Origin of the sequence: Microbacterium alcoholitolerans, from assembly GCF_050408615.1 — a bacterium.
Lineage (GTDB): Bacteria > Actinomycetota > Actinomycetes > Actinomycetales > Microbacteriaceae > Microbacterium.
Window position 1 is genome coordinate 2,861,404 of sequence record NZ_JBNTKD010000001.1, and the last position, 26,166, is coordinate 2,887,569.

Below are 26,166 nucleotides of genomic sequence, written 5' to 3' on the forward strand. Positions count from 1 at the left end.
TCAGTTCGCTCCAGAGAACTCGGCGCGGCGCGAGACGATCCAGCGTGCCACCGCGTTGACCGCGAACGTCACGATGAACAGCACCAGGCCCGTGGCGATCAGGGTGTTCACGCCGGTGTCGTGCGCTTCGGGGAAGGCGAGTGCGATGTTCGCCGGGATGGGCGTCGGGTTCGTCGCTGTCAGCACCAGGAAGCTGTACACCGCGGCGGGGGAGAGCACCATCGTCACGGCCATCGTCTCGCCGAGCGCTCGGCCGAGCGCGAGCATCGTGGCGGAGACCATTCCACCTCGGGCGAAGGGCAGCACGGCCATGCGCACCATCTCCCAGCGCGTGGCGCCGAGGGCCAGAGCGGCCTCTTCGTGCAGCTTCGGCGTCTGCAGGAACACTTCCCGGCAGATGGCGGTCATGATCGGGATGACCATCACGGCGAGCACGAGGGCGGCCGTCATGATCGTCTTGCCCGTGGCTGACACCTGGCCGCCGAAGAACGGCACCCAGCTCGCGTACTCGTTCAGCCAGGCGTAGATCGGCTGCAGCATCGGGGCGAGCACCAGACCACCCCACAGGCCGAAGACAACCGACGGCACGGCCGCGAGCAGATCGATGATGTAGCCGAGCAGCCCGGCGAGTCTGCGCGGTGCGTAGTGCGAGATGAACAGGGCGATGCCGATCGAGATCGGCGCGGCGATCAGCAGCGCGATGAACGACACCCAGACCGTGCCGAATGCGAGCGGACCGACGTAGCTCCAGAACGATTCGCCTTCGAGGATGTGGTTGTCCGTCGTGTCCGGCGCGAAGGCCGGCAGGCTCTGGATGATCAGGAACGCGGCGACGGCCGCGAGCACGACGAGGATGATGATGCCGGCGCCGAGGGCGGTGCCGGAGAAGACGCGGTCACCCAGGCGCTGCTTGGCCTTGATGGGCGCAGGCGGCGCGTGGTGCGCCTGGCCGGTCGTCGTGCTCATGATCTCCTGCTCTTCGGGATGGAATCGGGTTTCGGGATGATGCGCGTTTCGGGCTTCGCGCGGACTCTCCGATGCCCTCGCGTCCGGATGGACGCGAGGGCATCGGATCAGCCGTTGATCATCGTGTGTATCAGTCGACCTTGATCGTGTCGATCGCAGCGAGGACCTTGTCGCGCAGACCCGCCGAGATCGGGGCGCTGCCCGCGTTGTCCGCAGCGGCCTGCTGGCCCTCTTCGCCGGCCATGTACTCGAAGTACGACTTCACGAGCGCTGCCGTGTTCGCGTCCTCGTACTGCTCGCACGCGATGAGGTAGCTCACCAGGGCGATCGGGTACGAGCCGGCCGGCGCTGCTGCCGGGTCGACCTCGAAGACCAGGTCACCGGCGCCGCGACCTTCTTCCAGCGGCGAGCTCTCGACGAGCGCTGCGGCGGCGTCGGCCGAGTAGGCGACGTACTCGTCGCCGACGCCCACGTGCACCTGGCCGAGGTCCGAGGTCTGCGACGCGTCGGCGTAGCCGATCGCCCCGTTTCCGGCCTTGATCGCCTGGACGACACCGGAGGTGCCCTGGGCGGCCTCACCGCTCTGGATCGGCCACTCGCCATCGGGCTCGTGAGTCCAGACGTCGGCGGCAGTGGCCGAGAGGTACGTGGTGAACGTCTCGGTGGTGCCCGAGTCGTCCGAGCGGTGGACCGGCGAGATCACGAGGTCGGGCAGCGCGACGCCCTCGTTCTGCTCGGCGATGGCCGCGTCGTTCCAGTTCGTGATCGTGCCGGCGAAGATGCCGGCGATCGTCTTCGCGTCGAGGTTCAGCGAGTCGATGCCCTCGAGGTTGAACGCGACCGCGACGGGCGAGATGTACAGCGGAACCTCGACGATGGCATCCGATGCGCACATCTGGAAGCCGCCGGCGGTGAACTCGTCGAGCTTGAAGGCCCGGTCCGAGCCGATGAAGTCGCTGGCGCCGGCGAGGAAGTTCTCGCGTCCGGTGCCGGAGCCGGTGGGCTCGTAGTTGATGGTGACGCCCGTGTTGGCGGTCTGGAAGGCGGCGACCCACGCTTCTTGTGCGGCGCCCTGCGACGATGCGCCGGTCGCGTTCAGGGTGCCTTCCAGCGTGGACGCGTCGCCGGGCTGATCGGTTCCCTCGGCGGCCGGAGCCTCATTGGCGGCGCAGCCTGCGAGTGCTAGGGCGGCGACCGCGCCGATGGCGCTGATACGAGCGATGCGGGAGATCTTCACTGTGGATCCGTTCGATCGGGGACTGTTGGATGCCCGGTGCAGGGCACACAGTGACGCTACGAGCGACGGTTAACGACAATCTCCCACTTTGGTGAACGGAAGGTGAACGGATGCGGGCGGACGGAAGACGCCGTCAGAGCTTGGGCTCGTGCGTCTCGATCGAGATGATCCCGGAGCCGGGGTTGGTGACAGAGAGGTGAACGACCGAGAAGGCGGCGACGTTCAGCGCGCTCGCGCTGCTGACGTACGAGCCGTGCATGGTGCCGGTGGCGAGCGCCATCTCCGAGAGGATGCCCGGGAGCACCGGTCCGTGGCTGCACAGCACGGCGGGCTTGCGGGAGCGGACGCGCTTGCCGACCACGAAGCGGACGTCGGCGGTGCCGTCCTCCCAGGCATCCTGACTGATCTTCGCGGTCACACGCGCGACCCGGCCGAGCTTCTTCTCGAGCGGCGCGACCGTCTGCCGGCACCGCTCGGCATCGCTGGTGACGATGCGGCGGACTCCGAAGGCGCGCAGCGGCGCCACGATCGCCTTCGCGTGGCGCAGGCCCTTCTCGGTGAGCGGGCGCTCAGCATCCGCCCCGTCCCAGTCGGAACGGGAGACGGCCTTGGCGTGACGAAGCGCGATCAGCGGGAACGTGTGCAGCACGCCGTCGTCGACGAGCCGGGCGAAGTTCTCGAGGATCTCGACGTCGACCGGGTAGCTCAGGCGCCCCCGGGCCTTCTTCACGCTCACCCACTCGATCGCGGCGATCTCGTGATTGGGTACGAACGACGACGCGCGGATGGCGTCATCGGTGGCCTCGGCGGCCCAGTAGTGCACGACCTTCTGCCGTTTGGGGCGCATCCAGTACTTGCTGACGCCGACCGGCACGCCGAGCGCGACCCGGATGCCCGTCTCCTCGCGCACCTCGCGGACCGCCGTCTCGGCGAGCATCTCGCCAGGATCGACCTTGCCCTTCGGCAGAGTCACGTCGCGGTATTTGGTCCGGTGGATCAGCAGCACGCGCAGCTTGCCGTCGATCAATCGCCACACCACGGCCCCCGCGGCGTAGACGGCGGTGTCGCTCATCGGACCGTTCGCTTGCGCCGACGCCGTCCCTGCACGCTCGCCATCGTCCGATCCTGCAGGTCGACCAGCGGAGCGTCCTCCGTGCCGGCCGAGCGGGTCCATACGCCGCCGGCCCCGAGATGCCATGAGCTGGTGTGCGGATCCATCGCCAGGTCGAACAGGTCGTGCAGCTCCTGGAGGTGGGCGGGTTCGGTGAGGCGCACCAGTGCCTCGACCCTGCGATCGAGGTTGCGGTGCATCATGTCGGCGCTGCCGATGTAGACGATCGGGTCGCCGTCGTTGTCGAACATGAACAGCCGCGAATGCTCGAGGTAGCGACCCAGGATGCTGCGCACGGTGATGTTGTCGCTGACGCCGGGCAGATCCACCCGGAGGCTGCAGATGCCGCGCACCCACACCTCGACGATGACCCCCGCGACGCTGGCGCGGTACAGCGCGTCGACGATCTGCTCGTCGACCATCGAGTTGACCTTGATGCGGATGCGCGCGGGCTTTCCCTGCTCGGCGTTCTTGCGCTCGTTGTTGATGTGGCGCAGCAGTCCCTTGCGCAGGTGCAGTGGGGCGACCAGCAGACGCTTGAACTTCTTCTCGATGGCGTACCCGGACAGCTCGTTGAACAGGCGGGTGAGGTCCTTGCCGACCTGAGGGTCGGCGGTGAACAGGCCGAAGTCCTCGTAGATCCGGCTGGTCTTCGGGTTGTAGTTGCCGGTGCCGACGTGCGAGTAGTGGCGCAGCACGCCGTCCTCCTCGCGGATCACCAGGGCGAGCTTGCAGTGCGTCTTCAGGCCGACCAGGCCGTAGACGACATGCACCCCGGCCTTCTCGAGCTTGCGGGCCCAGACGATGTTGGCGGCTTCATCGAAGCGCGCCTTCACCTCGACGAGCGCGAGCACCGATTTGCCGGCCTCGGCGGCGTCGATGAGCGCCTGCACCACGGGGCTGTCGCCGGACGTGCGGTAGAGCGTCTGCTTGATGGCGAGCACCTGGGGGTCGCGCGCGGCCTGCTCCAGGAAGGCCTGGACGCTCGTCGCGAACGACTCGTACGGGTGATGCACCAGCACGTCGGCCTTGCTGATGGCTCGGAAGACGTCCGGACGCTCGTTGCTGTCGCCGGGCTGGAACGCCACGGCGGTGGTGGGCACGTGCGGGGGATAGCGCAGATCCGGGCGGTCGACCCGCGACAGGTCGAACAGGCCGCGCAGGTCGAGCGGTCCCGGCAGGCGGTACACCTCCTGGTCGGTGATGTCGAGCTCCTTGATGAGCAGCTCGAGGGTCACGTCGTCCATGTCGTCGGTGATCTCCAGGCGGATCGGCGGGCCGAAGCGTCGCCTGAGCAGCTCGGCCTCCAGCGCCTGGATCAGGTTCTCGCTCTCGTCCTCCTCGATCTCCACATCCTCGTTGCGGGTCAGGCGGAACGCATGGTGATCGAGCACCTCCATGCCGGGGAAGAGGTCGATCAGGTGGTTGGCGATGAGCTCCTCGAGGCGGATGAAGCGCACGATCTCACCGCCGCCCGGAACCGCGATGAACCTGGGCAGCATCGGCGGCACCTTCAGTCGCGCGAATTCCTGCCGGCCCGTGCGGGCGTTGCGGATGCGGATCGCGAGGTTCAGCGAGAGCCCCGAGATGTAGGGGAACGGGTGCGCCGGGTCGACGGCCAGCGGCATCAGCACAGGGAACACCTGCGCCTGGAAGTACTCGCTCAGCGCGCTGCGCTCGGCAGCTGTGAGTTCGTCCCAGTCGGCGATCTCGATGCCGGCATCCGCGAGTGCGGGACGGACCTGCTCGCTCCACACCGCCGCGTGGCGCAGCTGCAGTGCGTGCGCTTCGGCGGAGATGTCGCCCAGCACGTCGCTGGGAGAGCGGCCCACGTTCGTGGGCACCGCGAGACCGGTGAGGATGCGACGCTTGAGGCCCGCGACGCGCACCATGAAGAACTCGTCGAGGTTGCTGGCGAAGATGGCGAGGAAGTTCGCCCGCTCGAGCTCGGGGAGCGAAGCGTCTTCGGCGAGCTCGAGCACACGCTGGTTGAATGCGAGCCAGCTCAGCTCGCGGTCGTGGTAGCGGTGGTCGGGCAGGATCGCATCCGGCGCCTCATGCGCATCGAAGTCATCGTCTTCGGCGTCTCCGAGTCCGGCATCGACAAGTACGGGTTCGATCATGGGGTACATCCTTGCATCCGTCGGTGACGAATCGGAGAACTCAACCCTCGTCCTGCGACGTCTCTTCGTGCAGGTTGAAGCGGTAGCCGACGTTGCGCACCGTGCCGATGATCTGCTCGGTGTCGCCGAGCTTCGCCCGCAGGCGCCGCACATGCACGTCGACGGTGCGGGTGCCGCCGAAGTAGTCGTATCCCCACACATCGCTCAGCAGCTGCTCGCGGGTGAACACGCGGGACGGATGCGTGGCCAGGAAGTGCAGCAGCTGGAACTCCTTGTAGGTGAGATCCAGGGGGCGGCCGTGCAGCTTCGCCGAGTACGACTGCTCGTCGATCGTGATGCCGGATGCCTGCACGCGTGCCGGTTCGCGCGCGTCGCCACGCGACATCGCCAGCCGGATGCGGGCGTCGACCTCTGCGGGCCCGGCACCGACGAGCAGCACGTCGGTGAAGCCCCATTCCCCTGAGACGGCGCTCATGCCGCCCTCGGTGACAGCCAGCAGCACTGGTGTCTCGACGCCCGTGGTGCGCAGCAGGCGACAGGCGGCGCGTGCGGCGACGAGATCCGTGCGCGCATCGAGGACGATCACATCGGACTCCGGCAGCGAGAGCAGATGACTGCTGTCGAGCGGGTGAGCGCGGACGGTGTGCGGCAGAAGCTCGAGCGCGGGCAGCACCGGCTCCGCATCGGGAGCCGCGGTGAGTGCCAGCAGCAGGACCACGGGACAATGTTAGTGGCGGCGATCACCGTTGGTGGCGGCCATCAGCCCGCTTCGCTGTGAGACAAGTACGATGGGCGTCATGGCAGAAGTCGCACTCGCTCCGCGCAACGCCTTCCACGGCGTCATCGCGGTATGGGCGGTGTCGCTGGTCGCGGCGCTCGTGCTCGGATTCGCGCTGCCGGAGGATGTGCGCATCGGCTGGCTGATGATCGCGTTCGGGGCGATGGTGCTGCTGTCCTTCGCCGTGCAGCTCTCCTACGCAAGACCGCAAGGGTTCATCGTGCGGGTCTCTGCGAGCCTGATGGGCTCGCTCGTGCTGATGGGGCTCGTGTCCGCGGCGTTCGGCATCTCGGCGCTGGTCACCGCACTCTGACGGGGACTAGACTGTCGGGCATGGACCTCGTCGCGCTCGAATTCTTCTTCCTCGGCCTGCTGGGCCTTGCGAGCCTCGCGATCGCCTTCGTCTCCGGCGTCGTGCTCGTCAACCTGTTCCGCGGTCAGCGCTGAGCCGACTGTCGTCGTGATCGACCTGCCCACGGACCTTCCGGCAGATCTGGCGCCGCTCTCGTGGCTGCTGGGTGTCTGGGAGGGCACCGGCGTCATCGAGTACACCGCCGGTGAGAAGCGCTTCCAGGGCGAGTTCTCGCACCGCGTGAGCTTCAGCCATGACGGCGGACCGTTCCTGAACTACGCCGCCACGGCATCCTTCCGCGGTGTCGAGGGCGAGGATGAGCCGATCGCGCTGCTCGCCGAGACGGGGTTCTGGCGTCTGGCGCGACCCCGCACGGCGGCTGACCCGGGCCCCGCCCTGCTGCCGCCTGCCGAGGCCGGCGAGGAGCGGACCGTCCACGATGTCGAGGCGCTGCGCACCGACGACGGCTTCCCGATCGAGGTGTCCGTCGCCCACTCCGACGGAACGCTCGAGCTGTACCTCGGCCGGATCTCCGGCCCCCGCATCGACATCGCGACGGATGCCGTCGTCCGTCCCGCCGGGGCGAAGGAGTACACGGCGGCCAGCCGCATGTACGGCCTGGTCGACGGCCACCTGCTGTGGGCGTGGGACATCGCGGCGATGGGGCAGACGCTGAAGTCGCACGCCTCTGCCCGACTGGCGAAGGTCTGACGATGGCGATGTTCGACTCGCTCGCAGGGGCTGTGCGCGACGGCGACACGATCGCGCACTTCGGCAATCCGCTCATCGAGCAGCGCAGACTCGCCGCTGGTGACGCGCTCGCGCCGCTGGGGGATCGCACCGTGATCGAGGTCACGGGGGAGGACCGCCTCACCTGGCTCGACTCGATCACATCGCAGTCGGTCGCGCGGCTGCGCGCCGGTGAGAGCACCGAACTGCTCGTGCTCGACCCGCAGGGACGCGTCGAGCACGCCGCGGGCGTTCTCGAGGACGGCACGTCGGTCTGGCTGATCGCCGATGCGGCGGATGCCGAGAAGCTCGCAGTCTGGCTGCAGCGCATGGTCTTCCGCTCGCGCGTCACCGTCACACTGCGCCCCGAGATCGCCCTCGTCGGCTTCTTCGCCGGCGGTTCCGCCGAGGCTCGGATCGTGGCGGCTGCGCCGCACGGCACACCTCTCGTATGGCGTGATCCGTGGCAGCACGTGCAGCCGGGCGGGCATCAGTACGCGGATGTCGAGCACCACCCCGGTTCCGACTACGCGTGGAGCGTCGCGCTCGTCGACGACGCCCGCGCACTGTCCGAGCCGTTCGCCGGTGCACTGGCCGCCGAAGCGCTGCGCATCGCGGCATGGCGGCCCCGATGGGCGCACGAGGTCGATGACCGTGCGATCCCGCACGAGTCCGATTGGATCCGCAGCGCGGTGCACCTGAGCAAGGGGTGCTACCGCGGGCAGGAGACGGTCGCCAAGGTGCACAACCTCGGGCATCCGCCGCGCCGTCTTGCCGCGCTGCTGCTCGACGGCAGCGATGTGATCCTTCCCGCACCCGGCGCCGTGGTCCTCGCCGGCGAGAGCGAGGTCGGGCACGTGACCTCCTCCGCACTGCACTACGAGGACGGGCCGATCGCCCTGGCGATCCTGTCCAGACGCGCTCCGGTCGGCGAGCTGCTCGTGCGCTCCGAGGACGGCATCGACGTCGCCGCCGCCCAGCAGGTCATCGTGCCGGCGGATGCCGGCGCCACCGCGGACGTGCCGCGCCTGACGCGTCTGTCGCGTCGCCCGCTCGGCGACGATCCCCGCAACGCCGGCGCCTGAGCGCCTCCGCGGCACGGCGTCAGGACAGCGGGGCGACCGTCGCCCAGGGGACGGTGATCTCGCCCAGCCGCCAGCGGCGTCGGTCACCGTGCACCGGGATGCCGCGCGCTTTCAGCGCGGCGACGGCGGCCGTCCAGCGCTGACCCGCCCCGAAGGGCGTCAGGGCCGCGGCGCGATCCCACTCGTCGTCGAGCGCGGTGAGCAGCTCGTGCACCCGCTCGCCGGGCACATTGCGGTGGATGAGCGCCTTCGGCAGTCGCTCGGCGACGATGCCCGGACGATCGAGATCGGTCAGGCGCAGTGAGATCGTGAAGGCGGTCGGGAGGCCGTCGGATGCCACATCCACCCAGCTGGAGATGCGGCCGATCTCGTCGCAGGTGCCCTCGAAGAGCGTTCCGGTGGGCGCGAGCCGCGAAGCGACCCGCCGCCAGGCATCCGCGACGTCGCCCTCGTCGTACTGGCGCAGCACGTTCATCGCCCGGATGACGGCGGGGCGGCGTCCGCCCGGCAGCGGCACCTCGAAGCCCCCTCGCGCGAACGAGACCGGCAGATCGGGTGAGAACGGAGTGCGTCCGGCACGGACGTCGGCTAGCTGCCGCCGCGCCGTCTGCACGCGCTCCGGGTCGATCTCCAGACCGATCACCTCTGTGCCAGGACGGGCGCGCTGCAATCGCTGCGCCAGCTCGAACGCCGTCACGCCGCTGGCCCCGAAGCCGAGGTCGACCACCAGCGGATCCGTCGCCGAGCGCAGCGCCGCCGACGCCGCGATCCAGCGGTCGTTCCGTCGCAGCCGGTTGGTTCCCGTCGTCCCCCGTGTGGGCTGACCGAGGGGTGACGCTGCTGCCATGAGGCCATTTTCCCATCCGTTGCCGCCGGATGGTCATCAGACCCCGCCGGCCGCGCCCCCGGCGATAGGCTGGAATCATGACGCGCACCCTGATTCTGCTCCGGCACGGCCAGAGCGAATGGAACCAGCTCAACCTCTTCACCGGATGGGTGGATGTCCGCCTGACCGAGCAGGGCAAGGCCGAGGCCCGCCGCGGTGGCGAGCTGATGGCGGAGGCCGGTCTGCTGCCGGACGTGCTGCACACATCGCTGCTGAGCCGTGCGATCCAGACGGCCGACATCGCACTGGATTCCGCCGACCGGCTGTGGATTCCCGTCACCCGTTCCTGGCGCCTCAACGAGCGTCACTACGGTGCACTGCAGGGCAAGGACAAGGCGCAGACGCTCGAGGAGTTCGGCCCTGAGCAGTTCCAGCTGTGGCGCCGCTCGTTCGACGTGCCGCCGCCGCTGCTCGACGACGACAGCGAGTTCAGCCAGGTGAACGACCCGCGCTACGCCGGCATCGACGGCGACGTTCCGCGCACCGAGTCGCTCAAGCTCGTGATCGATCGTCTGCTGCCGTACTGGGAGAGCGCGATCGTCCCCGACCTCGAAGCCGGCAAGACGGTGCTCGTGACCGCGCACGGCAACTCGCTGCGCGGCCTCGTCAAGCACCTCGACGGCATCAGCGACGACGACATCGCCGAGCTGAACATCCCTACGGGCATCCCGCTGGTGTACGAGCTCGACGACGACAACGTCCCCACCGGACCCGGCCGCTACCTCGACCCCGAGGCCGCCGCCGCCGGCGCCGCTGCAGTCGCCGCGCAGGGCAAGAAGTAAGCACGAACGACGAAGGCCGGATGCTGACCAGCATCCGGCCTTCGTCGTTCAGTCGCGCTTCCGGCGATCAGCGCTCGGTGGGAGGGTTGATCTGCGCCTCGGCGGCGATGGCGATGTCCTCCTCCTCGACGGCCCAGTCTCCGGTGGCGAGGTAGACGACCTTCTTCGCAACGGCCACCGCGTGGTCGGCGAAGCGCTCGTGGTAGCGGCTGGCGAGCGTGGCATCCACGGTCGCGGTGGCCTCGCCCTTCCAGTTGTCGCTGAGCACCTTCTCGAACACGCGGGCGTGCAGCTCGTCCACGTCGTCGTCCGCATTGCGGATCGCATCCGCGTAGCGCAGGTCCTGCGTGCGCAGCAGATCGGCGAGTGTGCGTGAGATCTCGACATCGAGCTCGCCCATGCGGCGGAAGGTCCCCTTGAGCCCCTTCGGCACTGCGCGCTCCGGGAACCGCAGCCGAGCGAGCTGAGCGATGTGCTCGGCCATGTCGCCCATGCGCTCCAGCGAGGCGCTGACGCGCAGAGCCGTGATCACGATGCGCAGATCGCGGGCGACGGGCTGCTGGCGCGCGAGGATCTCGATCGCCTGCTCGTCGAGGAGGACGGCGAGCTCGTCGATCTTCGCGTCGTCGGCGATGACCTCCTCGGCCAGCGCCACGTCGCTCTCCGCGAAAGCCGTGGTGGCCTTCTCGATGGCGATGGTGACGAGATCGGCGATCTCGGTGAGCTGCGACTGCAGATTCTCGAGGGACTGATGGAACACTTGGCGCATGTCGTGCGAACCTTTCGTCGTGGGGCGGCACGGGTGCCGCGCGGGCACGCTCGCGCGAACCGAGACGATTGTCGTCGTCGAAGGTTAACGATTGGTGCCCGGAACGTGAATACTAGCCCTCCGACCGCCTGACGACGCGCGCGACGACGGGAAAGGCGTTCACCGACCCGTACGCTGGAGCCATGTCATCGCCCCAGCTCGCGCTGTTCGCGCTCGCCATCGGAGCGATCATCGGGGCCGGCACTGTGCTGCTGGTCGTCTGGGCCTACCGGGTGCGCTCGATCGCCGCGCAGGAGACCTCGAGCTCGGTCCCCGCCGGCGTCACCGAGGTGCTGGACAGCATGGACGACGCCGCCTGTGTGCTGGATGCCTCCGGCGAGGTGGTGGCCGCGTCGAAGGCGGCCTCGTGGTTCGGCATCCGGGAGGGCGCCGTCCTCGACAACGTCGAGCTGCGCCAGCTCGTGCGCGGCGTGCGCACGAATGGCGGCAGTCAGACCGACACACTGCGCATCACCGGCGGCAGCACGCTCGATCCGCGACTCGTCTCGGCACGTGCGAGCCGGATGGGCGCCCGATTGAGCCTGCTGATCATCCGCGACGTCACCGAGCGCGAGCGACTGGATCAGATGCGCACCGACTTCGTCGCCAACACGAGCCATGAGCTGAAGACACCCGTCGCCTCCGTGAGCCTGCTCGCCGAGGCGATCGAATCGGCCGCGGACGATCCCGCGCAGGTGCGCATCTTCGCCGCCCGGATCATCGCCGAGGCGGGGCGCCTCGCTCAGCTCACCGGACGCATCATGAGCCTGTCCCGCCTGCAGTCGGCCGAGAGCCTTGCCCAGGTCGAGCCGGTGGCCATCGACGAGGTCGTCGCGGCATCGATCGAAGCGCACGCCGTCCAGGCAGACTCGGCGGGGGTCGCGCTCAGCAGAGGGGGCGACCGCGGCACGTGGGTCCGCGGCGACGCGCAGGTCCTCGTTGAGGCGGTCGGCAATCTTCTGGCGAATGCGATCGTGTACTCGCCGAAGGGATCGCGCGTCGGGGTGGGGGTGAAGGTCGTGGACGACGTCGTCGAGATCGCGGTGAGCGATCAGGGCATCGGGATCTCGGAGGCCGACCTGGAGCGCATCTTCGAGCGCTTCTACCGCGCCGACGACGCTCGTTCGCGGCGCACGGGCGGCACCGGACTCGGGCTGTCGATCGTCAAGCACGCGACGCAGCGGCACGGCGGTGAGGTGCGCGTGTGGTCGCGCGCCGGACAGGGCTCCACGTTCACCATCCGGCTTCCGCGCATCGCTGCGCCGTCGGGTGCTGTGAAGCGCTCGAAGAAGAAGAAGAAGGCCAAGAAGAAGCGCGCCGGCGAGAACGACCGCGGCGCTGCTCGAAACGGAGAGATGTCATGACTCGGATCCTGCTCGTCGAGGACGAACCCGACCTGGCGGACCCCCTCGCGTACCTGCTGCGGCGCGAGGGATACGAGGTCGAGATCAGCGAGGACGGCCCCGGGGCGCTGAGTGCCTTCCGGGCCCGCGGCGCAGACGTCATCCTGCTGGATCTCATGCTGCCGGGCATGGCCGGCACCGAGGTGTGCCGTCAGGTGCGGCAGACCTCGAGCGTGCCGATCATCATGCTCACCGCGAAGGACTCCGAAGTCGACATCGTCGTGGGTCTCGAGCTCGGCGCCGACGACTACATCACCAAGCCGTACTCGTCGCGCGAGCTGCTGGCGCGCATGCGGGCGGTGCTGCGCCGCGTCGTGCCGGCTGACGCGGAGATCGAGGAGCGCGTGCTCGAGGGCGGACGCGTCAGCCTCGACATCGACCGGCACACGGTCGCCGTCGAGGGCGAGGAGATCAACATGCCACTGAAGGAGTTCGAGCTGCTCGAGGTGCTGATGCGCAACTCAGGGCGCGTGCTCACCAGGGGCCAGCTGATCGACCGGGTCTGGGGCAGCGACTACTTCGGCGACACGAAGACGCTCGACGTGCACATCAAGCGCATTCGCTCACGCATCGAGAAGAACCCGGGCGAGCCCGTGATGCTGGTGACGGTGCGCGGGCTCGGGTACCGCTTCGAGGGCTGAGTGCCCCAGCCCGAACACAGAAGAGGCCGGCCCTGTGGGGCCGGCCTCTTCTCGTGCGGCGGATGCCGAAGAGCCGTCACTCGGCTTCGGCGGGCGTCAGGTCTGCGTACTCGGGGAGGGACCCGTCGAGGACGGGGACCGCGGTGGGCACTGCGTCGCCGTCGCCGGAGACGAACAGCACCTCGACGTCGGCACCGGGCATCACGCCCAGGTCTTCGATGAGCAGCGGGTCCTCGTCGGCGCCGAGGCTGATGCGCTCACCCGCGGGGACGCGCACGTTCAGCATGGTTCCCTCGATGTTGATGTCGATGCGCGAGCTCTTGTCGCCGTCGTTGACGAAAGCTGCGACGAGGTTGCCGGAAGATCCGTCCTCGGTGGCAATGATCATCGCGTTGCGGACGACGATGTCGCCGCCGGTCGCGTCGACGCTGACCCCGTCGGAGGGCGAGTAGTCGATGGTGCTCGCCTGATGGGTGATGAACGTGCAGCCAGTGGTGCCGAGCGCGAGGGCCGCGCCCAGAGCGACGGTGGCGACGAGACGCGGAGCGATGGACGCAGCAGAGCGCGAGTTCACGGATCCTCCTGAGGTGCGACGGGTGTCCTGACCCAGTCTAGTGGGTCAGGCGCCGCGCTCTGAGACGCATCGGAGCGCGGTTTCGGCGGCGTCGGCGCGAACCTTAGTACATAATGGCTGTGGTATCCTGGAGATTGCCGAAAGGACACGTTTTTATGCTTTTTGAGGTTGGCGAAACCGTCGTCTATCCGCACCACGGAGCCGCGACGATCATCGAGGTCAAGGACCGCGTGATCAAGGGTGAGACGAAGAAGTACCTGAAGCTCAATGTCACTCAGGGTGACCTGATCATCGAGGTTCCCGCTGAGAACGTCGATCTGGTCGGCGTTCGCGATGTGATCGGCCAGGAGGGCCTCGATCACGTGTTCGAGGTGCTGCGCGCCCCGTTCACCGAGGAGCCCACGAACTGGTCACGTCGCTACAAGGCGAACCTGGAGAAGCTGGCATCGGGTGACGTCATCAAGGTGAGCGAGGTCGTGCGCGACCTGTGGCGCCGCGACCAGGACCGCGGCCTGTCCGCGGGCGAGAAGCGGATGCTGGCGAAGGCTCGCCAGATCCTCGTCTCCGAGCTGGCGCTCGCCGAGAAGATCGACGAGGACAAGGCCGGCGAGCTGCTCGATAAGGTGCTCGCCTCCTGAGTCCACGGAGACACCGGAGTTCGAAGAAGGCGGATGCTGCGGCATCCGCCTTCTTCGCGTCTGCGCGGGCTGTATCCGCGCACCGGTAACGTGAGAGCGTGACTCCGCTCTCTGCTCCGCGCACCGCGATCATCATCGTCGCGGCCGGATCTGGCACGCGCTTGGATGGCGGCGGGCCGAAGGCCTTCGTCGAGATCGAAGGGCGCACGATCCTGCGGCACGCGCTGGAAGGCGTGTCCGCCGCGCAGCCGATGCAGGTCGTCGTCGTCGTCCCGACTGGATTCGAGGACGTGGCCGCCGACGAGCTGCGCTCGGCGCTCGGCGAGCGCGTCGACCTCGGCTCGGTCGTCGTCGGAGGGTCGACCCGGCAGGACTCCGTCGCGGCGGGTCTCGCGGCGCTGACAGACCACATCGGCATCGTCCTGGTGCACGACGCCGCCCGGGCGCTCACGCCGGCCGCGCTGATCGATGCGGTCGCCGCAGCGGTGACGACGGATGCAGGTGTGATCCCCGCGCTCGCCATCGTCGACACCCTGAAGCGCGTCGATGGGGATGCCGTCATTGAGGCCGTCGACCGCTCAGTGCTCGCCGCAGCCCAAACGCCGCAGGGCTTCCCTCGCGCCACCCTCGAGGCCGCCTATGGGCGAGCCGCGACATCCGGCGAGGAGTACACCGACGATGCGGCGCTGTTCGCCGCCGCCGGCGGCGCGGTGCGACGCATTCCCGGCGCGGAGCGGGCGTTCAAGATCACCACTCCGTCAGATCTGGAGAGGGCGCGCATGCTGCTTTCAACGCCTTCCGCTCCTCGCATCGGCGTCGGCACCGACGTGCACGCCTTCGGCGGCGAAGGGAACCTCTGGCTGGCGGGGCTCGAGTGGCCGGGGCAGCAGCCGCTGTCCGGGCATTCCGACGGCGATGCCGTCGCGCACGCGATGGTCGATGCGCTGCTCGGTGCCGCCGGGCTCGGCGACATCGGCCAGCACTTCGGGACCGCGCATCCGGAGTACGCCGGGGTGCACGCCGATGTCTTCCTCGCCCGCACGGCGCACCTGCTGGCCGAGGCAGGGTTCGCCATCGGCAACGTCTCTGTGCAGTTCCAGGGCAACCGGCCCCGCTTCAGCGCTCGACGGGCCGAGGCCGAGGGCGTGCTGTCGGCCGCACTGGGCGGCGCGCCGGTGACGGTGTCGGCGACGACCACCGACGGTCTTGGCTTCACCGGACGCGGAGAGGGCATCGCCGTCACCGCGGTGGCGCTGGTGATTCCGCGAGGCTGATGTACGTCGGGAGCAGTGCGGAGGCCGCTGCGCGGCGGCGGTGGTTGTCCAGGTCTGCGACCGGGCGCCCCGGTACGCTAGGACGGTGACTCTCCGCCTCCACGACACCCGCGCACAGCAGCTGCGCGACTTCGTTCCGCTCGACGCCTCGAACGTGACGATGTACGTCTGCGGACCCACCGTGCAGTCGGGCCCGCATATCGGGCACGTCCGCGCGGCGCTGAGCTTCGACCTGCTGCGTCGCTGGCTCGAGAACCGCTACGGACGCGTCACGTTCGTGCGCAACGTCACGGACATCGACGACAAGGTGCTGCAGAACGCCACCGAGTCGGAGCCGTGGTGGGCACTCGCGTACCGGATGGAGATGGAGTTCTCGCAGGCGTATGCCGCGATCGGCATCCTTCCTCCGACCTACGAGCCGCGAGCGACCGGATTCATCCCGCAGATGCACGAGCTCATCGCCCGCCTCATCGAGCGCGGGCACGCGTACGCGGCATCCGACGGCTCGGGTGACGTGTACTTCGACGTGCGCTCCTGGCCCGCCTACGGCGAGCTGACACACCAATCGGTCGATGACATGGAGGCAGCGGCGGACGCCGACCCGCGCGGCAAGCGAAACCCGCAGGACTTCGCACTGTGGAAGGGTGCGAAGGCGGACGAGCAGTCGGATGCCACGTGGGCGTCGCCCTGGGGCGCCGGTCGCCCCGGCTGGCACATCGAGTGCTCGGCGATGTCGCGCCGCTACCTCGGTGCGGAGTTCGACATCCACGGCGGCGGGCTCGACCTGCGCTTCCCACACCACGAGAACGAGCTCGCGCAGTCGACGGCCGCCGGCGACGGCTTCGCCCGCTACTGGATGCACAACGGCCTCGTGACTGTCGACGGGCAGAAGATGTCGAAATCCCTCGGGAATTTCACACTGGCATCCGATGTGCTCGCGAAGCACGACCCGCTGGTCGTGCGCTACGCGCTCGCCGCCGCGCACTACCGCTCGAGCCTGGACCTGTCGGAGTCATCCTTTGCGGAAGCCGAGGCCGCACTCGGGCGCATCCGCGCGTTCCTGGAGCGGGTGGAGCGGTCGCGGAGCACGCAGCCCAAAACCGTCGGATGGGGCCAGGGACCGATGCTTCCCGTCGACTTCGAAGCTGCGATGGACGACGACCTCGGTGTGCCGCAGGCGCTCGCCGTGTTGCACGAGACGGTGCGAGCAGGCAACGCCGCGCTGGACCGGGGCGATGCGACATCTGCTGCTGGTGCGCGGCACTCGGTGCTGGGGATGATGCGGATCCTCGGTCTGGACGACGAGTCCGTCCTCACGCGGGCCGACGGCGCGACAGCATCCGCGCTCGACACGCTCGTGCAGGCGATGATCGCGCAGCGCGCCCAGGCGCGCGCAGACAAGGACTGGGCCGCAGCCGATCGCATCCGCGACGCGATCGCGGCGGCAGGAATCACTCTGGAGGACACTCCGGACGGAACACATTGGAGTATCGATGAGTAAGCCTGGACGCCCCGGAGCGGGCAACAGCAAGAAGAAGGGCGCCACCAAGGGCACCGGCGGACACAGCCGCAAGGCGCTCGAGGGGCGGGGGCCGACGCCGAAGGCGGAGGACCGCAGCTGGCACGTCGCGGGCAAGCGCAAGGCCGCCCAGGAGCGCTACGCCGCTGCCGGCGGCAAGGGGCGCCCGTCCGGTTCGGGCGGCCGGGGCGGCCAGGGGTCGAACCCGAACCGTCAGGGGCGCGCGAAGCAGTCCGATGACACCGAGACGGTCACCGGACGCAACTCGGTGCTCGAGGCGCTGCGCACGAAGATCCCTGCGACCGCGTTCTACATCGCGCAGCGCGTCGAGATGGACGACCGCGTCAAGGAGATGCTGGCGATCACCCGTCACCGTGAGATCCCGGTGCTCGAGGTCACCCGTCAGGAGCTCGACCGCATGGCCGGCTTCGACGGCGTGCACCAGGGCGTCGCGCTGAAGGTGCCGCCATATGAGTACGCGCACCCGCAGGACCTCCTCGAGCAGGTCATCGACCGCGGTGAGACCCCGCTGTTCATCGCGCTCGACGGGATCACCGACCCGCGCAACCTCGGAGCCATCATCCGCTCCACCGCCGCCTTCGGCGGTCACGGCATCATTCTGCCTCAGCGTCGTTCCGCGAGCGTCAACTCCGCCGCCTGGAAGACCAGCGCCGGCGCCGCTGCCCGTCTGCCGGTCGCCGTCGCGGCGAATCTGACGTCGATGCTGAAGGACTTCAAGAAGCAGGGCGTGTTCGTGCTGGGCCTGGACGGCGGGGGAGACGTGTCGCTTCCCTCGCTCGAGCTCGCTGATCGGCCGGTCGTCATCGTCGTCGGCTCCGAGGGCAAGGGGCTCTCGCGCCTCGTCACCGATACCTGCGACCAGATCGTGTCGATTCCGATCTCGGCGGCGACAGAGTCGCTGAACGCCGGCATCGCGGCATCCGTCGCGCTGTACCAGGTCGCCACGGTGCGCGCCGGCCGGGAATAGTCCACGTGCGCGCCGGCTTGGTGTGAATGGAATCGATCACCGACGCGGAAGGAACGCACATGGCTCGCATTGTCGTCATCGGAGGGACCGGCTACGCCGGAGCGCACATCGTCCGTGAGGCGGTGAGCCGCGGACACGAGGTGGTCTCGATCTCGCGATCGACGCCGGATGCCCGGATCGACGGCGCGAGCTACGTTCAGGGCTCCGTTCTCGACCTCGCTCAGTTGACGGATGCCCTCGACGGGGCGGATGCCGTCGTGTCGGCGCTCGCGCCGCGCGGCGACATGGAGAACGCCGTGCTCGACGCGCTCGAGGCGCTCAGCACGAAGCTCGCGGGCACCGGCACGCGGCTCGGCGTGGTGGGCGGCGCGGGCGGAAGCCTGGTCGCACCCGGCGGACCGCGTCTGTTCGATCAGGGCTTCCCCGAGGAGTACAAGCACGAGGCGCAGGTCGGCATCGACTCGCTCGAGCTGCTGCAGAAGTCAGACGAGCGCCTGGACTGGTTCTTCATCCACCCCGCCGAGGTCTTCGGGCCGTGGGCGGAGGGAGAGCGAACCGGCCACTACCGCGACGGCGGAGACGTGCTGGTGCGCGCCGAGGACGGCAGCTCGACGATCTCGGGCGCGGACTTCGCCATCGCCGTGGTCGACGAGATCGAGCGGCCGCAGCACCGACGCGGTCGGTTCACCGTCGGGTACTGATCCCGGCCCCGAGTGGCGTGATCGTCAGACCAGGTCGCGCCAGTCGATCGCGGCGGTGTCCTCAGACACCTCGACGGCGCCGGTCACCACGGGCAGGCCCATCGTCTCGGTGGGCGGCCCCATGATCGTCGCCTCGTCACGGCGATGCCGCAGCACATCGTTGATGTAGCTGGTGAGCACCTCAGCGAGCGGCACCGACCGCCCCTGGGCCTGTGACAGGTACCAGCGGTGCTCGAGCACCTGGTGGTAGACCTCGGCGGGCTCCAGCTTGGCGCGAAGGTCGTAGGGCACCGCGCGGACGACCGGCTCGAACACGCGGGTGAGCCACTCGTGGGCGTACAGCTCCTCGTCGGCGAGATCCTTCTTGGAGCGCACTCGGAACTCGTCGAGGTCGTTCAGCAGCCGGCGCGCCTGGTTCTCCTCCACGTCGAGGCCGGTGAGGCGGATCAGACGGCGCTGATGGTGGCCGGCATCCACGACTTTCGGCTGGATGCGCACCGACGTGCCGTCGGGGGTGGTGACCATCGACATCTCATCGATGTCGAAGCCGAGCGCGTTCAGCTTCTCGACGCGCTCGGTGATCCGCCAGACCTCTTCCGTCGAGAACGACTCCTCGTCGGTGAGTGCGGCCCACAGCGAGCGGTACGACGACACGATGCCGTCGGCGATCTCGAGCGCGTCCACCCCGCGTTCGAGGCGACCACCGGCGGCGAGGTCCATGATCTCGCCGGCGATGTTGGTGCGCGCCAGATCGAGGTCGTAAGCGCGCTGCCCGTCGGTGAGACCCTCCTCGTGCAGTTCACCCGTCTCGGCATCCACCAGGTACGCGGCGAACGCTCCCGCGTCACGACGGAACAGGGTGTTCGACAGCGAGACGTCGCCCCAGTAGAAGCCGACGTTGTGCAGGCGCACCAGCAGCAGCGCGAGCGCGTCGACGAGACGCGTGGCGGTGTCAGGGCGGAGCACCTGGGTGAACAGCGCCCGGTATGGCATCGAGAACCGCAGGTGAGAGGTCACCAGAGCCGCCGGCAGGGGTCTGCCCTCGGCGTCTGCTCTTCCGGCGATGACGGCGACGCGACTCACGCACGGCACGTCGTGCCCTGCCAGCCTGCCGAGCATCTCGTACTCCCGCTGGGCCATCTCGGCCGTCGTCTCCTTCACCGCGACGACCCGGCCCGAGAGGTCGGCGAAACGCACGAGGTGGCGGGAGAGCCCCTTCGGCAGCGAGACGATGTGCTCCGACGGCCACTTGCCAAGCGGCGTCGACCAGGGCAGCGACAGCAGACCGGGGTCGACGGTGCTCGCGGTGATCCGCAGCGACTCCTGCTTCACGTGTCCTCCGATGTCTTGATTGCCGCGGCGTCGTTGTGCGCAGAAACGCGACGGCGCGGGTGACCGTGAGGTCGACCCGCGCCGTCGTGTGTCCTGTGTCAGGCCGAGATGACCGGCTGCTCGTTCAGGCGCTCGCCCGTCTCGATGTCGAAGAGGTGCACGTGGCCCGGGATCGGAGCCAGCACGACCGTGTCACCGGCCATCGGGTGGCGGCGACCGTCGACGCGTGCCACCAGGTCGGTGCGCTTGCCGTTGATCTCGGTGTGGCCGTACAGGTAGCCGTCGGCGCCGAGCTCTTCGACGAGGTCGACGGTGACCGTGAGGCCCTGGCCGTCCTCGGGGGCGACGATGATGTCCTCGGGGCGGATGCCGACTGTGGCGGTGGTGCCGTGCGCCTTGGAGACGGCGGCGCTCTCGGTGGCGACCGACTTGGTGCCGAACTGCACGCCACCCTCCGTCAGCGGAACGTCGAACAGGTTCATGGCCGGCGAGCCGATGAAGCCTGCGACGAACACGTTGCTGGGCGTCTCGTACAGGTCGCGCGGCGTGCCGACCTGCTGCAGGATGCCGTCCTTGAGCACCGCGATGCGGTCACCCATGGTCAGCGCCTCGGTCTGGTCGTGCGTGACGTAGACCGTGGTGACGCCGAGGCGGCGCTGCAGCGAGGCGATCTGCGTGCGGGTCTGCACGCGGAGCTTCGCGTCGAGGTTCGACAGCGGCTCGTCCATGAGGAACACCTGCGGCTGGCGGACGATGGCGCGGCCCATGGCGACGCGCTGACGCTGACCACCCGAGAGAGCCTTCGGCTTGCGGTTGAGGTACTCCTCCAGGTCGAGGAGCTTCGCGGCCTCGAGTACGCGCGATGCACGCTCGTCCTTGTTGACACCGGCGATCTTCAGGGCGAAGCCCATGTTCTCGGCAACGGTCATGTGCGGGTACAGCGCGTAGTTCTGGAACACCATCGCGATGTCGCGGTCCTTCGGCGGCACGTCGGTGACGTCGCGGTCGCCGATGAGGATGCGGCCCGAGTTGACCTCTTCGAGGCCGGCGAGCATGCGCAGAGAGGTGGACTTACCGCAACCGGAGGGGCCGACCAGGACGAGGAACTCGCCGTCTGCCACCTCGAGGTTCAGCTTGTCGACCGCGGGACGGGTGCCACCGGGGTACAGCCGGGTGGCGTCGTCAAAGGTCACAGATGCCATTGCATTTCTCCTTCACCGGCAGGTACGTGCCGGACGATCCGTTGTGATGGAAGCGGCAGGCGCGGCCCGCCGTGACCCGCCATCGGGTCGAGATCAGTATGGCACGTGCGCGCGCGTCTGGGTATTTCCCAGGCTGCCTCGTTAGCATCGAATCCGGTGCCGCACTCCTTCGCGGCCGCGGGATCACCCGTCCCACCCGATCTTCAAGAGGAACGATGTCGAGCGACGAAACGCCGAACGTCCCTGCCGCTCGCAACTCGCGTGAAGCGGTGCGGGAGAAAGCACAGCAGGTGCAGGCCCAGCAGTCGAGGGCGCGCATCATGCGACGAATCATCATCGGCCTGGTCGCCATCGTCGCCGTCGGATCCATCGGCGCGGCCGTCGCGTACGCTGTCAGCTCGTCGATGTCCAAGCCCATGCTCAGCCCGGCCGGCATGACCGGCGACGGCGTCACGGTCACCGATGTGACGATGGCGGCAGGCACGGGAACCACGCCGAGCCCCGAGGCGACGGCCAGCGAGGCCGGCACAACGGCCTCGCCCACCCCGGATCCGACCGAGACGGTCGCGCAGTCGACCGAGATCCACGTCTACGTGGACTACCTCTCGGCCGGCGCATCGCAGTTCGAGCAGGCGAACGCCCGTCAGCTCGCCGGCTGGATCGGAGAGGGCGCCGTCACGGTGACCTACCACCCGGTGGCGCTGCTGACCGCCAGCTCGAACGGTACGAAGTACTCGCTGCGCGCGGCATCCGCAGCCGCGTGCGTCGCGACCTACTCGCCGGATCAGTTCTACGACTACAACCACGAGCTGCTCACCGACCAGCCTGCCATCGACAGCAACGGTCGCACGGACGTCCAGCTCGCAGACCTCGCCGTCGCCGTCGGCGTCGGCGACGCCAAGAAGGTGCGCTCGTGCATCGAGGGCCAGGACTTCGTGACCTGGGCGAAGGATGCCACCGCGCGCGCTCTGGAAGGTCCTCTTCCGGGCTCCAAGGACCTGAAGCTCAACAACGAGGCTCTGATCGTGGTCGGCGGCAAGGCGTACGTAGGCGCGATGGACGATCCGGCCGAGTTCTCGCAGTTCGTGCTCACAACGGCCAGTGACGAGTACTACGGTGCGACCCAGCCGACGCCGACGCCCACGCCGGTCGTCACCGAGAACGCGACCACCGCACCCGCGTCCTGACTCGCTGCGCGGGGCACCTTCTCGTCCTCGCTATGCTTGTGACGGTCCAGATGGTCCGCCGACTTGGCGCAATTGGTAGCGCACCGTACTTGTAATACGGGGGTTACGGGTTCGAGTCCCGTAGTCGGCTCAGTCAGAACAGTCGCCCGGCATCCTCCGGCGGGCTGTCTCCGCTCTCCGGCGCGACACGGATCAGCTCGTTGATCGGCACGGCTGCCGCGATCGCCGCGTCGATCAGCGCGCCTCCGGCCTGCGGAGTGGCCAGCCATTCCTCCGCGAAGCCCGGGTTGATGAGCAACGGCATCCGATCGTGGATGTGGTCCAGGTGTGCGGCGGCGGGCTGCATCACGATGCTGTAGCACGTGTAGTCCGTGCCGTCGGCGGCGCGGCCCGGGCGGGTGACGGCGGCGATTCCGAGGAGCCCGTCCTCGGGCGCGGTGTACTCATGCCAGATTCGTGCGGGCTTCGTCATCTCCCGCCAGTACGACACGGGGACGATCGCGCGCGAGGGCAGCGCCCCCTTCGTCGCGGCAAGCCGCTCGGAACGCGTGTTGATCGATGCGAAGCTCGCCGGCGCGCCGTTCACCAGATACCCCCACCACGCCGGCTCCCAGCTCGAGACGCCGGTGATGAGCGGATTCAGGTTCCGCAGGTTCTTGCCCGTGGGGCGCAGGATCTCCCCGTCGTTTCCGGCGGCCCAGGAGCGCAGGCCATCGAGCACCGCGGCGTCGATGACCTCCTGGTATTCGCGGTCATCGAACCGAGGATCCAACCCGTAGCTCGCGCACATGTGCCCAGCGTAGTAAGACGCACGGACATCGCGGCGACCCGGCCTCGGGTAGCGTTGCCAGGATGACCGGAACGCGCTCTCTGCCGACATGGATCGCGCTCGGCGGAGCCGTCTCCATCGGAGTGATGACCGCCGTGCAGGCGCGCATCAACGGAGTGCTCGGAGTGCGGATCGACGACGGGATCGTCGCAGGGCTCATCTCTTTCGTCGTCGGTCTCGTCTTCCTGATCGTGGTCGTGCCCTTCCTGCCGTCGGCCCGCGCAGGAGCGCGGCGGCTGTTCACGGGCATCCGATCGCGCACGATCCCGTTCTGGATGCTGCTCGGCGGCACCTGCGGCGCCCTCACCGTCTCGACCCAGGGGCTCGTCGCGGGCGTGCTCGGGGTCTCGCTGTTCACCGTCGGCGTCGTCGCAGGCCAGACGCTGCACGCACTGCTGCTCGACCGCATCGGCTTCGGTCCGTCCGGCGTCGTCGCCGTGACCCGCGGCCGCGTCATCGGAGGCGCACTCGCGCTCGTCGCGGTCGCCATCTCGCTCGGCGGCGACGTGCTGGCCAGCGCGCCGCTGTGGCTTCTCCTGCTGCCCTTTCTCGCCGGTGCCGGCATCGCCTGGCAGTCCGGCGCCAACGGGCGCCTGGCGCGGACTGTCGCGTCACCGATCTCGGCGACGCTGATGAGCTTCATCGCGGGCACACTGGCGCTGCTCGTGGCCGCCGGCATCAGTGTCGCAGCGCAGGGGACGCCACAGGCCCTTCCGACCGAACCCTGGCTGTACATCGGCGGTCTGCTCGGATTCTGCTACATCCTGCTCGGCGCGTGGCTGGTGGCGCACACCGGGGTGCTGCTGCTGGGACTCGGCAGCGTGCTCGGGCAATTGATCACCTCGATCGCGATCGACCTGATCTGGCCGGTCGACGCAGCGCCCGCGCTGTGGCAGCTGATCGCCATGATCCTCATCGCGGTGGCATCCGTCATCGTCGCCCTGCCGCGCCGACGCCGCTGATCAGCCCTTCTTCTTCCGCTTCTTCTCGCGCTTCTCGGCCTTCGCCGCCTTCAGCTCCTCCTCGGAGTTCAGCGCCTTCGGCTCGGGCATCCGACTGAGCAGCGAATCGGCGTCCACGGGCCTGCGTCGACCCGCGTCCTTTCCGGCCGGCTTGCCGCCGACGTACAGCCAGCCCAGCAGCTCTTCGTTCTTCTTCAGTCCGTGCGCCTTCGCCACGGCCTTCGCGCGGGTGAGTCCGCCGGTGCGCCAGATGACGCCCCATCCGGCCTCGTCCAGCAGCAGACTGAGCGTGTGCGCGACGCCGGAGGCCACGGCTTCCTGCTCCCAGCGCGGCACCTTCTCGCTCTTGCGATACGAGGCCACGATCGCGATCAGCAGCGAGGCGCGCAACGGCTTGGTCGAGGGCTTGTCGTCGCCGGTCGCCTTCGCCATCGCCGCGCCGAGCACCAGCCGGTCGTCGCCGCGCAGCTCGATCAGCCGCCATGGGCACAGCGAGGAGTGGTCGGCGACGCGACCGGCAGCCTCGATCAGCGGCAGAAGCTGCTCGCGCGTGGGCGCATCCTCGGTGACCTTCGACCATGACCGCCGGCGAAGAACCGCCTCGATGGCGCTCACTTGTCAGGAGTGAACGTCAGCGCGAGTGAGTTCATGCAATAGCGGTCGCCGGTGGGCGTGCCGAATCCGTCGGGGAAGACATGGCCAAGATGGGAGCCGCAGGCGGCGCAGCGCACCTCCGTGCGGACCATGCCGAGGGTGCGGTCCTCGATGAGCTCGACCGCCTCGGGGCGCACCGACTCGTAGAAGCTCGGCCAGCCGCATCCGGAGTCGAACTTCGTCCCGCTCTGGAACAGCTCGGCGCCGCAGGCACCGCAGTTGTAGAGGCCGGAGCGCTCCTCGTCCAGCAGTTCGCCGGTCCATGGGCGCTCGGTCGCGGCGGTGCGCAGCACCGCGTACTGGTCATCGCCGAGTTCGCTCCGCCACTCGGCATCCGTCTTGTTCACGCTGTACGACATGCCTCCATTGTCTCGCCTTTCGGCGCCGTCGGGGTCGGCGACAATGGAGGGATGACGGATGCCGTGCGCGAGCGCTTCGATCGATTCGCCCGCGAAGAGGCGCCCGGCCGCAGCGAGATGTACGCCTCATGGGCGGAGGGCATCGCCGGGGATGCCGAGATGCAGCGGATGCTGGAGCGGATCGGCCCCCAGCACCGCCAGCCCCCGCTGGTGTTCGCCGTCAGTCGCGTCCTCGGCGCCCCGCTGGGATCGTACGCAGATTGGAGGGCGTTCGCACTGTCGAACGCCGATGCGCTGGTTGCGGAATGCGAGCGCCGGACGGTGCAGACCAACGAGCCTCTGCGGCTCGCCGCACTGCTGCCAGCGCTGAGCCGGATCGAAGGGCCGATCGCCCTGCTCGAGATCGGGGCGGCGGCCGGGCTCTGCCTGTACCCCGATCGGTACTCCTATCGCTTCGTCGATGAGCACGGCGAGCTGCGACGCGCTCTTGATCCGGTGGACGGCGCCTCCGAGGTCATGCTGACGAGCACGGTCCGCGGCCTGCTGCCGCCGCTGCGGATGCCGGAGATCGTGTGGCGGGCCGGCATCGACCTCGCGCCGATCGACGTGCGCGATGCTGCCCAGCGCTCGTGGCTGGAGGCGCTGATCTGGCCGGGGGAGACCGAGCGTACGGCTCGCATCGCCGCGGCGGCCGGGATCGTCGTCGCCGACGCGCCGCTGCTGCTGACCGGAGACGCGGATGCCAGGCTCGACGAGCTGGTGGCATCCGCTCCACGCGATGCGACGCTCGTCATCACGACGCCGGGAGTGCTGGTGTATCTTCCACGTCCAGCGCGACTGGCGCTGATCGATCGCATCCGCGCACTCGATGCGCGCTGGATCACGATCGATCAGCCCGGGCTGCACGATGCGTGGCAGCCGGCACCCGCGCCGGGGGAGATCAGCGGCTCGGTCGTGGCACTCGACGGCCGGGTGTGCGCCGTCGCCGATCCGTTGGGGCGGTGGTGGGAGTGGCGCGGCGGCGCGAGCCCGGATGCCGCGTAGCC

The 26,166-nt window shown here is 68.9% G+C and carries 27 protein-coding genes and 1 tRNA gene; 15 read left to right on the plus strand and 13 right to left on the minus strand.

The annotated features are described in order from the left end of the window. The 5 genes from pstC to ACQUSX_RS13890 form a co-directional block, all read right to left on the minus strand. Nucleotides 1–966: a phosphate ABC transporter permease subunit PstC gene (gene pstC / locus ACQUSX_RS13870; protein WP_428907488.1), complete on the minus strand. Its 966-nt coding sequence runs from the start codon at nucleotides 964–966 to the stop codon at nucleotides 1–3. A 130-nt stretch (nucleotides 967–1,096) separates the two neighbouring features. Continuing rightward, nucleotides 1,097–2,203, minus strand: a complete 1,107-nt coding sequence (locus ACQUSX_RS13875) for a phosphate ABC transporter substrate-binding protein PstS (protein ID WP_428907489.1) — start codon at nucleotides 2,201–2,203, stop codon at nucleotides 1,097–1,099. Between the two features lie 133 nt (nucleotides 2,204–2,336). Continuing rightward, entirely contained in the window at nucleotides 2,337–3,275 is a 939-nt protein-coding gene (locus tag ACQUSX_RS13880) for an NUDIX hydrolase (protein ID WP_428907490.1), read from the minus strand. Next, nucleotides 3,272–5,590, minus strand: coding sequence for an RNA degradosome polyphosphate kinase (locus tag ACQUSX_RS13885; RefSeq protein WP_428907491.1), 2,319 nt, complete (start codon nucleotides 5,588–5,590; stop codon nucleotides 3,272–3,274). Before ACQUSX_RS13885 ends, ACQUSX_RS13880 begins: the two co-directional genes overlap by 4 nt. Next, nucleotides 5,478–6,155: a winged helix-turn-helix transcriptional regulator gene (locus tag ACQUSX_RS13890; RefSeq protein ID WP_428907492.1), complete on the minus strand. Its 678-nt coding sequence runs from the start codon at nucleotides 6,153–6,155 to the stop codon at nucleotides 5,478–5,480. Before ACQUSX_RS13890 ends, ACQUSX_RS13885 begins: the two co-directional genes overlap by 113 nt. 79 nt (nucleotides 6,156–6,234) lie before the next feature. Here ACQUSX_RS13890 and ACQUSX_RS13895 point away from each other — a divergent pair, with 79 nt between their 5' ends. The 3 genes from ACQUSX_RS13895 to ygfZ all read left to right on the plus strand — a co-directional run bounded on the left by ACQUSX_RS13895 (nucleotide 6,235) and on the right by ygfZ (nucleotide 8,381). Next, nucleotides 6,235–6,528, plus strand: coding sequence for a hypothetical protein (locus ACQUSX_RS13895; RefSeq protein ID WP_428907493.1), 294 nt, complete (start codon nucleotides 6,235–6,237; stop codon nucleotides 6,526–6,528). Nucleotides 6,529–6,675: 147 nt separating this feature from the next. Further along, entirely contained in the window at nucleotides 6,676–7,278 is a 603-nt protein-coding gene (locus ACQUSX_RS13900) for a heme-binding beta-barrel domain-containing protein (protein ID WP_428907494.1), read from the plus strand. A 2-nt stretch (nucleotides 7,279–7,280) separates the two neighbouring features. Next, nucleotides 7,281–8,381, plus strand: coding sequence for a CAF17-like 4Fe-4S cluster assembly/insertion protein YgfZ (gene ygfZ / locus ACQUSX_RS13905; protein ID WP_428907495.1), 1,101 nt, complete (start codon nucleotides 7,281–7,283; stop codon nucleotides 8,379–8,381). 19 nt (nucleotides 8,382–8,400) lie between these two features. Here the strand turns inward: ygfZ and ACQUSX_RS13910 are convergent, their stop codons facing one another. Then, nucleotides 8,401–9,228 (minus strand): class I SAM-dependent methyltransferase, encoded by an 828-nt coding sequence (locus tag ACQUSX_RS13910; protein WP_428907496.1) that lies wholly within the window; start codon nucleotides 9,226–9,228, stop codon nucleotides 8,401–8,403. Between the two features lie 77 nt (nucleotides 9,229–9,305). Between ACQUSX_RS13910 and ACQUSX_RS13915 the strand changes: the two genes are divergently transcribed. Continuing rightward, nucleotides 9,306–10,049 carry a phosphoglyceromutase gene (locus ACQUSX_RS13915; protein ID WP_428907497.1) on the plus strand — a complete coding sequence of 248 codons (744 nt, stop codon included), beginning with the start codon at nucleotides 9,306–9,308 and terminating at the stop codon, nucleotides 10,047–10,049. Nucleotides 10,050–10,116: 67 nt separating this feature from the next. Here ACQUSX_RS13915 and phoU read toward each other — a convergent pair whose 3' ends face one another. After that, a complete protein-coding gene (gene phoU / locus ACQUSX_RS13920; protein WP_428907498.1) occupies nucleotides 10,117–10,818 on the minus strand; it encodes a phosphate signaling complex protein PhoU in 702 nt (233 codons plus the stop codon). Between the two features lie 182 nt (nucleotides 10,819–11,000). Between phoU and ACQUSX_RS13925 the strand changes: the two genes are divergently transcribed. Then, nucleotides 11,001–12,221, plus strand: a complete 1,221-nt coding sequence (locus tag ACQUSX_RS13925) for a sensor histidine kinase (RefSeq protein ID WP_428907499.1) — start codon at nucleotides 11,001–11,003, stop codon at nucleotides 12,219–12,221. Beyond that, the gene (locus ACQUSX_RS13930) at nucleotides 12,218–12,901 is read left to right on the plus strand and encodes a response regulator (RefSeq protein ID WP_428907500.1); all 684 of its coding nucleotides are present in this window, start codon (nucleotides 12,218–12,220) and stop codon (nucleotides 12,899–12,901) included. The genes ACQUSX_RS13925 and ACQUSX_RS13930 overlap by 4 nt, the downstream gene beginning before the upstream one ends. Before the next feature lie 76 nt (nucleotides 12,902–12,977). Here the strand turns inward: ACQUSX_RS13930 and ACQUSX_RS13935 are convergent, their stop codons facing one another. Then, nucleotides 12,978–13,475: a DNA modification methylase gene (locus tag ACQUSX_RS13935; RefSeq protein ID WP_428907501.1), complete on the minus strand. Its 498-nt coding sequence runs from the start codon at nucleotides 13,473–13,475 to the stop codon at nucleotides 12,978–12,980. A 155-nt stretch (nucleotides 13,476–13,630) separates the two neighbouring features. Here ACQUSX_RS13935 and ACQUSX_RS13940 point away from each other — a divergent pair, with 155 nt between their 5' ends. The 5 genes from ACQUSX_RS13940 (at nucleotide 13,631) to ACQUSX_RS13960 (ending at nucleotide 18,595) form a co-directional block, all read left to right on the plus strand. Next, nucleotides 13,631–14,113: a CarD family transcriptional regulator gene (locus ACQUSX_RS13940; RefSeq protein ID WP_428907502.1), complete on the plus strand. Its 483-nt coding sequence runs from the start codon at nucleotides 13,631–13,633 to the stop codon at nucleotides 14,111–14,113. Between the two features lie 98 nt (nucleotides 14,114–14,211). Further along, the gene (ispD, locus tag ACQUSX_RS13945) at nucleotides 14,212–15,387 is read left to right on the plus strand and encodes a 2-C-methyl-D-erythritol 4-phosphate cytidylyltransferase (RefSeq protein ID WP_428907503.1); all 1,176 of its coding nucleotides are present in this window, start codon (nucleotides 14,212–14,214) and stop codon (nucleotides 15,385–15,387) included. 85 nt (nucleotides 15,388–15,472) lie between these two features. After that, nucleotides 15,473–16,888, plus strand: coding sequence for a cysteine--tRNA ligase (cysS, locus tag ACQUSX_RS13950; protein ID WP_428907504.1), 1,416 nt, complete (start codon nucleotides 15,473–15,475; stop codon nucleotides 16,886–16,888). After that, nucleotides 16,881–17,894 (plus strand): 23S rRNA (guanosine(2251)-2'-O)-methyltransferase RlmB, encoded by a 1,014-nt coding sequence (rlmB, locus tag ACQUSX_RS13955; RefSeq protein ID WP_428907505.1) that lies wholly within the window; start codon nucleotides 16,881–16,883, stop codon nucleotides 17,892–17,894. Before cysS ends, rlmB begins: the two co-directional genes overlap by 8 nt. 59 nt (nucleotides 17,895–17,953) lie before the next feature. Further along, on the plus strand, nucleotides 17,954–18,595 hold the full coding sequence (locus ACQUSX_RS13960; RefSeq protein ID WP_428907506.1) for an NAD(P)-dependent oxidoreductase: 642 nt from the start codon (nucleotides 17,954–17,956) through the stop codon (nucleotides 18,593–18,595). Between the two features lie 24 nt (nucleotides 18,596–18,619). Here ACQUSX_RS13960 and ACQUSX_RS13965 read toward each other — a convergent pair whose 3' ends face one another. Together ACQUSX_RS13965 and ACQUSX_RS13970 are read right to left on the minus strand one after the other, a co-directional pair. Continuing rightward, nucleotides 18,620–19,927: a DUF4032 domain-containing protein gene (locus tag ACQUSX_RS13965; RefSeq protein ID WP_428907507.1), complete on the minus strand. Its 1,308-nt coding sequence runs from the start codon at nucleotides 19,925–19,927 to the stop codon at nucleotides 18,620–18,622. A gap of 98 nt (nucleotides 19,928–20,025) precedes the next feature. After that, nucleotides 20,026–21,129: an ABC transporter ATP-binding protein gene (locus ACQUSX_RS13970; RefSeq protein WP_428907508.1), complete on the minus strand. Its 1,104-nt coding sequence runs from the start codon at nucleotides 21,127–21,129 to the stop codon at nucleotides 20,026–20,028. Between the two features lie 215 nt (nucleotides 21,130–21,344). Here ACQUSX_RS13970 and ACQUSX_RS13975 point away from each other — a divergent pair, with 215 nt between their 5' ends. Together ACQUSX_RS13975 and ACQUSX_RS13980 are read left to right on the plus strand one after the other, a co-directional pair. Beyond that, nucleotides 21,345–22,316 carry a DsbA family protein gene (locus tag ACQUSX_RS13975; RefSeq protein ID WP_428907509.1) on the plus strand — a complete coding sequence of 324 codons (972 nt, stop codon included), beginning with the start codon at nucleotides 21,345–21,347 and terminating at the stop codon, nucleotides 22,314–22,316. Between the two features lie 57 nt (nucleotides 22,317–22,373). Beyond that, a tRNA-Thr gene (locus ACQUSX_RS13980) sits at nucleotides 22,374–22,446 on the plus strand. Between the two features lie 3 nt (nucleotides 22,447–22,449). Here ACQUSX_RS13980 and ACQUSX_RS13985 read toward each other — a convergent pair. Then, nucleotides 22,450–23,106, minus strand: coding sequence for an SOS response-associated peptidase family protein (locus ACQUSX_RS13985; RefSeq protein ID WP_428907510.1), 657 nt, complete (start codon nucleotides 23,104–23,106; stop codon nucleotides 22,450–22,452). A gap of 62 nt (nucleotides 23,107–23,168) precedes the next feature. On the opposite strand from ACQUSX_RS13985, the gene ACQUSX_RS13990 reads away from it, so the two are divergent. Further along, on the plus strand, nucleotides 23,169–24,107 hold the full coding sequence (locus ACQUSX_RS13990; protein WP_428907511.1) for a DMT family transporter: 939 nt from the start codon (nucleotides 23,169–23,171) through the stop codon (nucleotides 24,105–24,107). Here ACQUSX_RS13990 and ACQUSX_RS13995 read toward each other — a convergent pair whose 3' ends face one another. Both ACQUSX_RS13995 and msrB read right to left on the minus strand, forming a co-directional pair. Further along, complete coding sequence (locus tag ACQUSX_RS13995) at nucleotides 24,108–24,722, minus strand: nitroreductase family protein (RefSeq protein WP_428907512.1); 615 nt, start codon at nucleotides 24,720–24,722, stop codon at nucleotides 24,108–24,110. Next, complete coding sequence (msrB, locus tag ACQUSX_RS14000; RefSeq protein WP_428907513.1) at nucleotides 24,719–25,120, minus strand: peptide-methionine (R)-S-oxide reductase MsrB; 402 nt, start codon at nucleotides 25,118–25,120, stop codon at nucleotides 24,719–24,721. The genes ACQUSX_RS13995 and msrB overlap by 4 nt, the downstream gene beginning before the upstream one ends. A 51-nt stretch (nucleotides 25,121–25,171) precedes the next feature. Between msrB and ACQUSX_RS14005 the strand changes: the two genes are divergently transcribed. Then, entirely contained in the window at nucleotides 25,172–26,164 is a 993-nt protein-coding gene (locus tag ACQUSX_RS14005; protein ID WP_428907514.1) for a DUF2332 family protein, read from the plus strand. Nucleotides 26,165–26,166: the final 2 nt, after the last annotated feature.